The organism is Bombella apis, assembly GCF_018221685.1.
GTDB lineage: Bacteria > Pseudomonadota > Alphaproteobacteria > Acetobacterales > Acetobacteraceae > Bombella > Bombella apis.
The window spans coordinates 248,917-261,858 of sequence record NZ_JAGJTM010000003.1 but is presented as its reverse complement, the minus strand read 5'-3'; the positions used below and the strand labels follow the sequence as shown (position 1 = coordinate 261,858).

8 protein-coding genes, 1 tRNA gene and 1 riboswitch are annotated in these 12,942 nt (G+C 59.2%); of the genes, 6 read left to right on the top strand and 3 right to left on the bottom strand.

What is annotated here, in order from left to right:
• Window positions 1-71 precede the first annotated feature (71 nt).
• Window positions 72-148: transfer RNA gene (locus J8Z04_RS02980), tRNA-Pro, on the top strand.
• Window positions 149-159: 11 nt separating this feature from the next.
• On the opposite strand, the gene J8Z04_RS02975 is transcribed toward J8Z04_RS02980, so the two are convergent.
• Both J8Z04_RS02975 and J8Z04_RS02970 read right to left on the bottom strand, forming a co-directional pair.
• The gene (locus tag J8Z04_RS02975; protein ID WP_043561113.1) at window positions 160-1,275 is read right to left on the bottom strand and encodes an AI-2E family transporter; all 1,116 of its coding nucleotides are present in this window, start codon (window positions 1,273-1,275) and stop codon (window positions 160-162) included.
• 85 nt (window positions 1,276-1,360) lie between these two features.
• Window positions 1,361-2,197, bottom strand: coding sequence for an NUDIX hydrolase (locus J8Z04_RS02970; RefSeq protein WP_244978044.1), 837 nt, complete (start codon window positions 2,195-2,197; stop codon window positions 1,361-1,363).
• 172 nt (window positions 2,198-2,369) lie between these two features.
• Between J8Z04_RS02970 and J8Z04_RS02965 the strand changes: the two genes are divergently transcribed.
• The 4 genes from J8Z04_RS02965 (at window position 2,370) to J8Z04_RS02950 (ending at window position 8,450) form a co-directional block, all read left to right on the top strand.
• A complete protein-coding gene (locus J8Z04_RS02965; RefSeq protein ID WP_052349037.1) occupies window positions 2,370-4,175 on the top strand; it encodes an ABCB family ABC transporter ATP-binding protein/permease in 1,806 nt (601 codons plus the stop codon).
• Window positions 4,176-4,308: 133 nt separating this feature from the next.
• Complete coding sequence (gene rpmB / locus J8Z04_RS02960) at window positions 4,309-4,614, top strand: 50S ribosomal protein L28 (RefSeq protein WP_192848260.1); 306 nt, start codon at window positions 4,309-4,311, stop codon at window positions 4,612-4,614.
• A gap of 153 nt (window positions 4,615-4,767) precedes the next feature.
• Entirely contained in the window at window positions 4,768-6,879 is a 2,112-nt protein-coding gene (gene fusA, locus J8Z04_RS02955) for an elongation factor G (RefSeq protein WP_043559890.1), read from the top strand.
• 105 nt (window positions 6,880-6,984) lie between these two features.
• Window positions 6,985-7,073, top strand: a riboswitch (Fluoride riboswitch).
• A 45-nt stretch (window positions 7,074-7,118) separates the two neighbouring features.
• Window positions 7,119-8,450: a voltage-gated chloride channel family protein gene (locus tag J8Z04_RS02950; RefSeq protein WP_086431459.1), complete on the top strand. Its 1,332-nt coding sequence runs from the start codon at window positions 7,119-7,121 to the stop codon at window positions 8,448-8,450.
• A 142-nt stretch (window positions 8,451-8,592) separates the two neighbouring features.
• Here J8Z04_RS02950 and J8Z04_RS02945 read toward each other — a convergent pair whose 3' ends face one another.
• Window positions 8,593-11,385: a phosphoenolpyruvate carboxylase gene (locus tag J8Z04_RS02945; protein WP_192848259.1), complete on the bottom strand. Its 2,793-nt coding sequence runs from the start codon at window positions 11,383-11,385 to the stop codon at window positions 8,593-8,595.
• 196 nt (window positions 11,386-11,581) lie between these two features.
• On the opposite strand from J8Z04_RS02945, the gene J8Z04_RS02940 reads away from it, so the two are divergent.
• Entirely contained in the window at window positions 11,582-12,838 is a 1,257-nt protein-coding gene (locus tag J8Z04_RS02940; protein WP_086431457.1) for a DUF445 domain-containing protein, read from the top strand.
• Window positions 12,839-12,942: the final 104 nt, after the last annotated feature.

Below are 12,942 nucleotides of genomic sequence, written 5' to 3'. Positions count from 1 at the left end.
ATATTAAAAAAAAGCCCCGGGCCATTGCAGGAATGGGCCGGGGCTGCTAGAGCTTCCTCACCGCAGGACGACGGGCAGTAGCGCAGTCTGGTAGCGCATCAGTCTGGGGGACTGGGGGTCGTGGGTTCGAATCCCGCCTGCCCGACCATCTCCTGCGGTTCACTCCCTCACAATATGTCCCGTACGCTGGCCAGAAACCTTGTTGCTGGTCCAGAGTGTCCAGAGCAGGTGCAGGGCCGCCATGATGGCTGGTCCGATGAACAGGCCCATCAGCTGCCATGTTTCCGCACCGCCCAGAATACCCATCAACACCCAGAGGAATGGGACTTTCGTGCTGCCGCCTATCAGGACAGGGCGAATGAAGTGGTCTGCCACGAACAGCACGACGGCACCAATCAGCCAGACGATGGCGGCGGCCAGCATGCTACCCTTGAAGGCGATCAGCAGGCATACGCCTGTCACGGCGATCCAGCCGAGCAGAGGGACCATGGCCGCAATGGCTGTCGCCAGCCCGAAGATGAGCGGCTGTGGGGCCCCGGCAACCACGTAGCACACGCCCATGATGGCCCCTTCACCCAGCCCGACCAGAACCAGGCCGGAAACCGTGCCATGAATGGAAGCCACAATCTGTCGTGCAAGGCTTTCTCCCTGCGCTCCGAAGAGACGCTGCGAGCCGATCATGCATTTCCGGATGATGCTGTCGCCATCCTTCAGCAGGAAGAAAAGTGTCAGCATGGAGAAGCCGAACAGGATGCCCCGGTGCAGGACTTCCGAACCGAATTGTTTGCCCACGGCCATGCCATGTCCCAGATTCAGGGAATGGAACAAATCGTTCAGGGCATCAGGATTGCTGAGATGCTCGGTCCAGAGGGCGGTGGCCGGTCCGGAAGCCACTGGCAGGCGGTCCAGCCAGGCGGGGGCCGGCAGCCCCTGATGGCGGATCGTATCAAGCCACAGGAAAGCCGAATGGATTTCGTCAGCCGTCTTGATGCTGATGAAGGAAACAGGGACGAGGAAGATCAGCGCCAGTACACCGGTAAAGAGCAGGGGAAGCCATATCGTGTGGCCGAACCGCCTTGTCGAGCGTTTGTATAGTGGCCAGAGGGCAATGGCGAAGATGCCGCCCCAGAGGAGGGCTGGCAGCATGTGTCTGAGTGTCCAGAGGGCTGCCAGCACGAAAAACAGTGCCAGAAAACCACGGGCCCGTTTCTGTAGGGTCTTGGAGGGCGGAGAGAGCCGCAGCGGTTGGGTGGTTCTGTGGTGTGGATGGGTCATGGTGCGTGGTGTCCCGGTCAGCGTGCCAGAATGGAATGAAGCAGCCACATCAGTGGGCTGGTCTGGAAAGGGTGGTCATGTGGGGTCACCCGTGTAAAGTTTCTGCCAGAATCAGACTATCCTGCTTATCGAACATCCCAAGTCGAAGGAAAAGGTCCAGAAGGACAAGATTAACGTTAAATTTGAAATCGTCTGTGTCCCGGACCAGCTGGAAGACGTTTTCGACAGGCATGAGATGGAAGGATTCCACTTCACCATCATTGGCCTGGGGAACGAAATCTTCCGGGAGCATGAGATCGTAACAGTAAAGCCGGTCGCGTCGCAGCCCCTCCGGACGTGTCATGGCGTAATGGAGCGTGCTGGCGTGGCGGGCCTGCCGGGCAAGGGCGGTGGGGATGGAGGCTTCTTCTCCGGCTTCCTTGACGAGTGTTTCCTCTGGGGTGAGGCCGCTGCTCATCCCGCCGGCAACCAGATGGTCGAGTTTGCCTGGGTCCAGCCGTTTCTGTGGGCTGCGGCGGGCAACCCAGAGGTGCAGCCCCGTTTTTTTCTGGACAAGGCCATTCATGTGGACACCAGAAGCTTCCACACCAAAAACCGGGATCAGAGCCCGGTCAATCTGCCCGATGATTGTTCCATCAGGTGAGCGGACATCAAACCATTCATGGAAGGGCACATAGCGTTCCTGCTCGGCCAGCATGTGGCTTATCTGGGACAGCCCCTGTCCATCGGGCAGGGTGATGTGCCCGTCCCCTATTTCCAGCAGGCCCATCTCGGCAGGAGCGGCCAGCCAGCCAAGGCAGGCAGGGTCGACCAGACCGATGGACAGGCCGTCATGCAGCAGGGGGATGCGCCCCGCCGGGAGGGTGACATTGCGGCACCGCTCAATATGGCGGAGAAAGGGAGAGGCAGCGGAGGACAGCATGGGTTCTCTCTGATGTTCATTCATGATGGCACGGAGGACGGACAGCAGCGGAGAGCCTGCCTGTCTCTGGGGCATCATTCAATTGGCAAAGGCTGGCAGGATGGGGAGGACCGTGTAAAAGCTCCCCCGGCAACAATGCCAGACATGGCAGCAGATCATCTATCAGGTTTTTATGGCATCAACAAAGATCGGACATCTGCCTTTACGGGCTTTCTGGCGGCTGGTTCGCCCGGCTTCCCTGAGGAGCTGGTTTCTGCGCTTCTTCTGTTCCTGTGTTCTGCTGGTCGTAGAGAGTGTGACGGCCGTTGCCACACCCTGGCTGTTCAGCGACATGGTGGCCCGGCTTTCGGGGAAGGAAGCGGTCATGGCGGCGGTCATGGCCCTGCTGGCGTCCTATACGGTCCTGCGCATGGCAGGTGCTCTGGCCGGGCCGTTGCGCAGCCTGCTCATGGTGCCGGTGAGGACGGCCCTGCGGGAGCGGATCAGCCTGCTGGGGCTGGAGCATGTCCACCAGCTGGGGGCCCGGTTCCATCAGCAGCGGCAGACAGGTGCGCTGACCCGTATCATCGATCGTGGTGCTGATGCTGCCAGCATGATCGTTGACATGACCTTCTCCAACGTCATGCCGAACCTTCTGGGGCTGGCCCTGACTTTTCTGGTCGTCTTGCGCGTTTTTGATGGCTGGTACCTGGTGCTGCTGTGTGCCACGCTGATCCTCTATTCCGCTGTTTCTTTCCTGTTTACCCGCTGGCGGATGCAGGCCAGACGGGAGCGCAATCAGGCGAACAACCATGCACATCGGCATCTGGTGGACAGTCTGCTCAATGCGGACATTGTCCGCATGTTCGGCAATGCCGCCCATGAATGCAGACGGCAGGAGGGGGCCTGGCAGGCGCTGCGCACGGCCGAGGCCCGTTTGCAGGGGCTTGTTGGAGGTTCCCAGGCCATTCGCAACAGTCTGATTGCCCTCGCCACGGCTGTATTGCTGGGGATGGCCATACGGGATATTCATGCGCATCGACTCGGTGTTGCACAATTCGTGTTGATGGGCACGTATCTCCGGAGTGTTTATGCCTCGGTCGGGGCGTTGAATTATGTCGGTGCAGGCTGGCGCAATGCCCGTGTCGACATGGAAGCCTATCTGGAGCTGATGGGGCTGGTACCAGAGATACAGTCTCCGCCAGCGCCTGTCCCCCTGCCTGCCGGACAGGCACATGGCGTGACGCTGGACATGCAGCATGTTTCTTTCGGATATGACCCGGAGCGGCTGATCCTGCGTCATGTCAGTTTCACGCTGGCGGCAGGGAAAATGCTCGCCATTGTCGGGCGGAGCGGGTCCGGAAAGTCCACAGTGGCGAAGCTCGTCAGCCGGCTGTATGACCCGCTGGAAGGAACCGTGCGAATGGAAGGTGTGCCACTTCCGGCACTATCGCTTGATGCCCTGCGGGGGCAGATCGGCGTGGTGGCGCAGGAGACCTCACTCTTCAATGCCACGATTGCCGAGAATATTGCTTACGGGCGGGCAGGGGCCAGCATGGCGGAGGTCAGGCAGGCAGCCGAGGCGGCCCAGCTTGGTCCTTTTGTGGACAGTCTGCCGGACGGGTTCGATACACTGGTCGGTGAGCGGGGGGTGCGGCTGTCGGGCGGGGAGAGGCAGAGAATGGCGATTGCCCGTGTCATCCTGCGCAATCCCCGTCTGCTTGTGCTGGATGAAGCCACCAGTGCCCTGGACAGTCGGACGGAAGAGGCCATCCAGAAAGAGCTGGAGAGCCTTTCCTCTGGCAGGACAACGCTCGTGATCGCCCATCGTCTCTCCACGATACAGAGGGCAGACCATATCCTTGTGATGGAGAACGGAGAGGTGGTGGAAGAGGGAACCCATCGCCAGCTGTTGGAAAAAGGTGGCATTTATGCAGGAATGTGGAGATTGCAGGCAAGAAGGGGTTCCGTTGAAAGTCATTCGGATGTAGAGGGGTAGCGGGCTGCTTCTGTCGGTATGAAAGGCAGGAAAGACTTGACGTATCAGCGTCAGTAAGTCATAAGCCCGCCTTATTTACGGAACATGCAGGTCTGCCTTGCGGCCCTGCGTATCACAGTATCGAGGAAGTTCTATGTCTCGCCGTTGCCATGTCACGGGCAAAGGGGTACTGACGGGCAATAACGTCAGCCACGCCAACAACAAGTCCCGTCGCCGTTTCCTGCCGAACCTTCAGGAAGCCACGCTCCTGTCCGATATTCTCGAGGCTCCGGTGCGTATGCGCCTTTCCGCCAAGGGGATCCGTACGGTCGAGCATAATGGCGGGCTTGATTCCTTCCTGCTGGGCACACCGAACCGGAAACTGACGCCAGAAGCTCTGGTCATCAAGCGTCGCATCCTGCGTATGCAGGAGCGCAAGGCTGCCCAGTCAGCTGCCTGATCAGGCAGCTGAAGCCCGTTCTCTCCGCAGGACGGGCGGCTGTTCCGGGGTGGCTCTGCCGGGGTAGTCTGTTTTTCTGGTATTCATACAGGGCCTGATGAGGGTGCCCCGGCGCAGGCGGTGGCACCTTTCCTTGCATTTTGGAGGTTTCCCGTGACCGACGACAGCGTTCAGGGCGCGAAGTCCGCTCTCTCAAAGATTCGCAACATCGGTATTACCGCTCACATTGATGCCGGTAAGACGACAACAACAGAGCGTATGCTCTATTACACCGGTATGTCCCACCGTATCGGTGAAGTGCATGACGGGAACACCACAACCGACTACATGGAGCAGGAGCGTGAGCGCGGCATCACCATCACGTCTGCTGCCGTGACCTGCGAGTGGGACGGCCACCGCATCAACATCATCGACACCCCTGGCCATATCGACTTCAACATCGAGGTGAACCGTTCCCTCCGTGTGCTCGATGGCGCCATCTTCGTGATTGAAGGTGTGGCTGGCGTGCAGCCGCAGTCCGAGACCAACTGGCGTCTGGCTGACCGCTACAACGTGCCCCGCATCATCTTCATCAACAAGCTGGACCGTACCGGTGCCGACTTCGACTACGCCTTCAGCACACTGAAGGAGAAGCTGGACATCGTGGCCATTCCGCTTCAGCTGCCGATCGGCTCTGAAGAGAACATGGTCGGTGTGGTGGACCTGGTGGAAATGCGTGCCATCGTCTGGGAAGGCGGTGAGCTGGGCGCCAAGTTCCACTATGAAGAAATTCCGGCCGACATGAAGGAACGTGCCGAGGAAGCCCGCCAGAACCTGCTCGATACCGCCCTGAGCGTCGATACCGCCGCCATGGAAGAGTATTTCGAGAAGGGTGAGGTGGATGTCGCAACCCTGAAACGCTGCATCAAGAAGGGCACCATCGCTGGTGAGTTCCGTCCTGTGCTGTGCGGTACGGCCTTCAAGAACAAGGGTGTGCAGCCGCTTCTGGATGCCGTGGTTGATTATCTGCCAGCACCGGACGAAGTCGAGGGCATCCGTATTGCTCCGCCGGAAGACAAGGAAGTTGACGAGAGCTTCCTGCCGATCATCCCAGTGGACCCGGAAGGTAAATTTGCTGGTCTGGCCTTCAAGATCATCTCCGACAAGTACGGTACACTGACCTTCGTCCGTGTCTATCGTGGCGTGCTGAACACGGGTGACACCGTATTGAATACCACCAAGGGCACGAAGGAACGCGTTGGCCGCATGTTCCAGATGCACGCTGACAAGCGTCAGGAAGTGAAGTCTGTTGGTGCTGGTGACATTGCTGCCTTCGTTGGTCTGAAAGATACCGTGACAGGTGACACGCTGGCCGATGCAGCTGATCCGGTCATTCTGGAGCGCATGCAGTTCCCGGTTCCGGTGATCGACATTTCTGTCGAGCCGAAGACCAAGGACGCCGTCGAGAAGATGACGCTGGCTCTCCAGAAGCTGACAGCCGAAGATCCGTCCCTGCATCTGCGGACAGACCAGGAAACGGGTCAGACCATTCTTTCCGGTATGGGTGAGCTGCATCTGGACATCATCGTGGACCGTCTGCGCCGTGAATATGGCGTTGATGCCAACATCGGTGCCCCGCAGGTTGCTTACCGTGAGACGATTACCCAGTCCCACACCGAGACCTACACCCACAAGAAGCAGTCCGGTGGTTCCGGTCAGTTCGCTGAGGTGAAGATCACCTTCGAGCCGCTGACGGAGAAGGGTGCCGAGGAGATTCTGTTCGAGAACAAGATCGTCGGTGGTGCCGTGCCGAAGGAATATATCCCGGCTGTCGAAAAGGGCGTGCGCATGCAGTCCACGACGGGTGTGCTGGCTGGCTTCGATACGGTGGGCTTCAAGTTCACTCTGGAAGACGGTAAGTACCACGACGTTGACTCTTCGGCTCTGGCCTTCGAAATCGCTGCCAAGGCCTGCTTCCGTGAAGGTATGAAGAAGGCCGGTCCGGTCATTCTGGAGCCGATCATGGATGTGGAGATCACCACGCCGAATGATCACGTCGGTGACGTGGTGGGTGACCTCAACCGTCGTCGTGGTATCATCCAGAACCAGGAGACCTCGGGTTCCACGGTTCTGATCCGCTCCCAGGTGCCGCTGAAGGAAATGTTCGGGTACATTTCCCATCTGCGTTCTGCCACGAAGGGCCGTGCGTCCTTCACCATGCAGTTCCACCACTACGAGCCGGTGCCTCGTAACGTGCAGGATGAGATCATCGCAGAGCGTAGCTGATACGTTCCCTGCTGACTGTTCTGTGAGGGAGGCCCTCCGCCAGCGTGCTGGCGGGGGGTTTTCTTTTTGCGTCTGCTTGACAGGTATTATGGGATCGTGTTTTTGAGAGGGAACGGTGATGGATTGCCACCGGGTTCCTTGTGGGCCGAACCGCCACCCGGTTGCCGGGGAAGGCTGATGATTCCTGCCAACAGAATCCCTCGCAGTGATCGGTGAGGGTGCGTTAGGGGGAATTTGTCATGTTGTTTTTCCAGAAAAGCGTTTCTTTTTTGTCCCGTCTGTTTCAGTGGTTCTGTGTACTGGTACCGCTGGCAGTTGTGGTGGGCAGTTTTTGCGCTCTTTTCCTCTGGATGCTGGAATGGGTGACGCAATACCGGTTTGACCATCCTGACATTCTCTATGGATTGCCTGTCGCCGGTGTGGCCGTGGCCCTGTCCTATTACTGGTGGGGCGGTCGTGCAGGAGGCGGTAATAATCTCATCCTTGATGAAATCCACAAACCTTCGGAAGGGGTACCGCTGCGCATGGCCCCGCTTGTGTTCATCGGGACAGTGGTCAGTCACCTTTTTGGGGCATCCGTGGGGCGTGAAGGCACTGCCGTGCAGATGGGTGGAAGTCTGGCCAGCAGTTTTGCCCGACTGTTCCGGCTGGACAGCCGCAACACGAGCATTCTGCTGACAGCTGGTGTAGCCTCCGGCCTTGGCGCCGTGTATGGCACGCCCATCACGGGGGCGATCTTTGGTCTGGAGGTCCTGACCCTTGGTACGTTGGATTATTCTGCTCTGCTGCCTGTGGCTGTCACGTCCATCATTGCGGACTGGACATGCCATCAATGGGGGATACATCATGCGGTCTATCCCGTTACATTCAGGGGATTGGCAGCTCCAGGGCAGACGCCTTTCCATGTTGATGCCCTGCTGTGGGTAAAGGTTGCTGTGGCGGCTGTGGCTTTCGGGTTTGCCAGCCGTGCCTTTGCAGAGGGTGTGTACAGGCTTGGTCCGGTCATCAAGAAAATCTGTCCGACACCCTGGTTGCAGCCAGCCATTGGCGGTGTCGTGACCATTCTGCTGGTCTGGCTGCTGGGAACACGGGATTATCTGGGCCTTGGTGTCGTGGCACCGGAGGCGGGCGGAGCGTCCATCGTCAACTTTTTCAGCACGACCCATTATGAGTGGAGCTGGCTGCTGAAGCTGGTTTTCACAGTCCTGGCTCTTGCCACAGGCTACAAGGGAGGAGAGGTTACGCCTCTATTCTTTGTAGGAGCTGGACTGGGAAATGCCCTTGCACCGGTGCTCGGTGTGCCTGGTGATCTTCTGGCCGGTGTGGGGATGGTGGCCGTGTTCGGTGGAGCCGTCAATACGCCTCTGGCCTGTACGGTCATGGGGGTGGAGCTGTTTGGTGGGACGAACATTGTCTATTACGCCACGGGCTGTTTCATCGCCTATCTCTGCTCAGGGCATACGGGGATTTACCTGTCCCAGAAAGTGGGGGTGCCCAAAATATGGCGACCTGATTTTGTCCCTGGTATAGCGCTGCGCCGTACGAGGGAAGGTATCTGGACAGAAGACTGAACGTCTCCAGAATGGATGGAGAGGAACGTGGGAAGAGTGTGGATCGTCTCCGTTTTGCAAGTCTGTGAGGATAGAAAAAGGGCCTCTTTCCACTGGGAAGGAGGCCCTTTTTCATGGTCGTGTTTCGCCTGATGGAGGAATGTCAGCCGAAGCAGTGATTGGCGTGCATGATAGCCACGCCGACCTCCCGGAGCAGGTCGAAGGCGTTTTGCAGTGGCTGGAATATCTCCCGATGCTCACGGGCAAAGCCCTGTGCCACAGCAGCGCCACCCGGTTCACCGAAATCGAGATCGGCAATGCTGGGGGCCGTGATGGGGAAGAGGTCATCCAGCAGGCGGAGAGCCCGTGGCACATCAAGACACAGGATGAGTGTCGTGATGGCTTCCCGTGTCAGAGTACCACGGGGACCGAAATAGGGGATGTGTGTTCCCAGGGTCCAGATGCGGTCCATCAGAGCAAAGCGGATGACGTGCAGGAGCTTTTCATCCACATCCATGCGAGGGGCTTCAGGCCATGCAGAGCGCAGGGCGATATCTTCCCTCTGGATGCGCCGGAACAGGGCCGGGATGCTCTTCCAGAATTCCAGCTCCTCAAGGTCACGGGCAATGTTGAGGAAATGGACCCGATCATCAGCATTGTCGCAGTCCGCAGCCCGGTTCAGCCATGTACCGGGGTCCAGCTGATGGATGGTGGCCCGGAGGACATCAAGGTCTGAATGGTTCAGAGCCTGGGAGGCAAAATCCATAAGCTGGCGGAAGCGGGGCGAGCTGTGACGCAACCGTTCAAACTGCTCTGTATGGCGGCGGGCAGCACTGCCGAGACCATGCAGGACATTGGCCCACCAGCCCAGCTGCTGGAGAATGGCATTGTTGGGGATGGCCCGGATCTGGCTTGGATGGGTTATGCGTGTTACCCGTGCTGTATCGGACTGACGTGCAGAGGGGCGGGAGCCGGTCTTGTCCACCAGCGCAGGGCCGAAGGCGCTGAGGAGGGCGGTATAGCCCGGGTCGTTCACCAGGTCACCCATCTTCAGGGCGATGGTGGAGAAGAAGTCCATGGCGAAATCGGGTTTGCTGAAAAGTGGATCATTCAGCTTGTCAGCCGCAATGGGCTCGCCCTGGGCTGCCACGAATTCAGCCAGCGTTGCAATGGTGGAGGCCGCCAGCCTGTCCGTACCGAAGGCGAGGTAGCCGTCCCCTCCCTGAAACGCAGCTTCAACCCGGCTTGCAATGCCCGCCTTGTGCAGCGCCTGCCTTGTGTTGGCCGGAGAGAAATATTCCAGACGCTCTTTCAGGCTGAAAGGATGGGCACCGCGGCCAATGCTTTCACCATGGGTATCGAACATGGTCAGGGCGATGTCTTCCAGCCCATGTTCTTTCATCAGCTCCAGTGTCCGCAGGCGCAGGCGTTCCACCATGGGGCCGGCCGCCAGCTGGCCGACATAACGCCCGGAATCCGAATAACCGAACTGGAGGGACAGGCGCCCATTGGCCCGGAGATAGGCCCGCCAGTGTGGTGAGCGGAAGGCTTCCTCCAGAATCTCGGCACCGTTCTCCAGAGCCGTTTCCGTTTCGAAGAGTGGGGAAATCTCGATCTGGTCATCACGGATGCCAAAGAGCCGGGCCAGCCATAGCGTGGCCAGCAGGGTGTAGCCGCTTTCCGTCTCGGCAATCAGGAAGCGGATGGGGGAGCCGGAATCCACATGTTTGAGGATTTGCGCCATCGTCATCATCAGGCGTGAGGCGGCACTGGGCTCTACCAGCAGGGCCCCGAAATCGATGGCCAGCGGCTTGAGGTCATCCATGGCGGCATCAATATGGGAGAGAAGCGCCCGACGATGGAAAGGCAGGGTCGGATCATCTGTCAGGCCCAGCCTTGTACGGGCCACGTTGTAAATCTGGGCTGCATTGAGGCGGGTATGGATGTGGGACAGTCCAAGCCCGTGATTGAGGAACCCCGTACGCATGACATCCAGCCGATGGGCTTTTTCACCATCCAGCCGGGCTGCCTCCTCACGGAAGAGAGGGCGTAGCTCATCAGCATTGAGCAGGGCCGTTTCCCGCAGGTCGATGAGGACATGGGCGAAGCGGGCGATGTCTTCCGGTTTCATGGTCTGGCCGGGGACAGAGCGGGGGCAGATGTCACGCTGCTTTTGCGTGGCGGCAAGGGCTTCGGCCACACGCCGGCTCAGCACACCTTCTTTCAGCCCGATCTGTTCCAGTCCTTCAAGCAGACGTTCCAGCTGGGCAATCTTGAGGCCAAGACGGATGCGGATGGTGTCCCACCAGCCAATGTCATTGCGGCCATCCGTATCAAACCCGACCCAGCTGGCCAGCCGGACAGGGGCAGGGGTCATCTCGTTGGCTTCAGGCCAGCGGCGACGGGCTGTCTGGAGGATCCCCATGGTAAGGCTGTCCAGCGCATCCCGCCCACGGGTGATGGCAGCCAGGGCAAGAGACTGTTCTTCATCCAGTGTTGGAGGCGCACTGCGGCGATGCGTCGGCAGGGTGGGAACAGGGCAGGACGGATCCTCCGCCCGACGGGCCAGAAGTTCGTACACATCATTGGCCAGAGCGAAGGTGGGATGAGCGGTGAAGACAGCAGCAAAACCGGTGACGGAGAGGTCATCCGGTGTCCGTGCCTGTGCGACAAGCTGCTCGGCGACCTTGCGCAGCCGGGGCTCCGGCGGGCATTCGGCTCCGTCATGCTCCAGCCCTACATACCGGCGCAGGGCGTCGGCCCGGGTCATGAAGTTGCGGTCCCGTAACAGACGTACGGTCTGACCGATTGCTTCCAGACCATTTTCCGTACCTGCCTTTTTCGCAAGGGAAATGATCAGGTTGGAAAAATCATGCGGAGAGTATGTCAGCGCAGTGGTGCAGGATTCAATCAGTTCAGCAGGCGATGCGTCAGTCTGGGAGGCGCAATCTGGCATGGGGAACAGTCTCGCTTGTCTTGGTCTCATATGGGCCGGGAACGGTGTGGCTCCATCGCCGGCGTGGTCGTTCCTGTATAGGCTCAATTGTGATAAAGCGCCAAGTCTTGTTAATAAGAAGTGCTTTTTGTTCGGCCTGCCTGAAGTTGGCAGGAGGGCGGCAACCAACGGTCATGCAGGAGGGCAGTCCATCGTCATGTTTCTTCCGGTGAGGAAAAACGGAGCCTCTCTCTGGGCAGGCCTGTTGCTGGTGGGGACGTCCGTGCTGGCTGTCATCAGCCGTCTGAGCGTCTGGCAGAAGCTGTTTGGCCCCTCACTCTGGCTGGAAATGCTGCGGGCTGGCAGCCAGGCGGGTGTCGTGGGGGGGCTTGCAGACTGGTTTGCCGTTACGGCCCTGTTCCGGCATCCTCTTGGGCTTCCCATACCGCATACGGCCATCCTGCCACAGAGGAAGGCCCAGCTGGGGGATGCGCTGGGCCGTTTCATGGCTGAGCATTTCCTGACAGAAGAAGAAATGCTGCGCCTGCTGGAAGGTGCCGATCTGCCAGCGGCCTTGGCCCGTCTTCTTCAGAAAAAGGAGACGGAAGAGGTTCTGCTGCGTCACCTTCGTGGTCTGGCCCCGGCGGTGCTGGAGCGCATCGGAGATGGACGGGGAGGCTCTTTTCTGGTCACCCTCTTTCCGACCCTAATGAAAAGGGATGACGTTACGGCACTTGTCATCCGTGCCCTGAGAGCCATGGTGGATGAGGATATCCATCAGGAAGTCTTTTCTTTCTTTCTGGCGCAGTTCAAGGAGTTGGTCAGCACGAAGGAGGATGACCTGCACCGGTTTGTGGAGAGGCGGGTGCGTGAGCAGGGGGGGCGGCTGGTTGGCTGGGCCATCGGGGCCTCGGTGGCCACGCAGGTGCTGACAGCCCTGAAGGCGGAGCTGGGCCGGGTGGACCCCATGGATTCCGATATCCGGCATGGGTTTACACGCTGGGTAAAACGGAAAATCCAGGATCTGGACGATGACCCGGAGAGCGCCCGTCAGCTCATGGGCAGCATCACGTCTTTTTTCGCACACGAGAGTGTGAAGGAATGGGGTGGCGGTTTGTGGCGGCGGCTCTGCCTGATGGTGGAGGAAGATAGTCGGCGGGATGATGGGTTGAGTACGCAGGCACTGCGGACTGCCTACCAGCAGCTGACGGGGACGCTCCTGCAAAGGACAGACCTGGCCAGCCAGCTGGACAGGGCGGTCCGGCAGGCTATCGTGAAATCCCTGCCGCAGATGCGGAAGAATGTAGCGGGGATGATTGCCCGTGTTATCGGACGCTGGGATGCCAGGAGCCTGTCAGTCCGGCTGGAGGCTGGTATCGGGAAAGATCTGGCCTATATTCGTGTCAATGGCACTGTCGTCGGCTTTGTGATAGGTGCCGTGCTGGAGGGGCTGCTTGTCTGTCTTGTTCCGTGATTGGGTATTTTTTAACAAAATATGAAAAACGCTTTATCCTGGCGGCACATAAGGCTTGACCATCGGGAAAATATGGGTCACTCCCTTGAATGGGTACCTGTTGG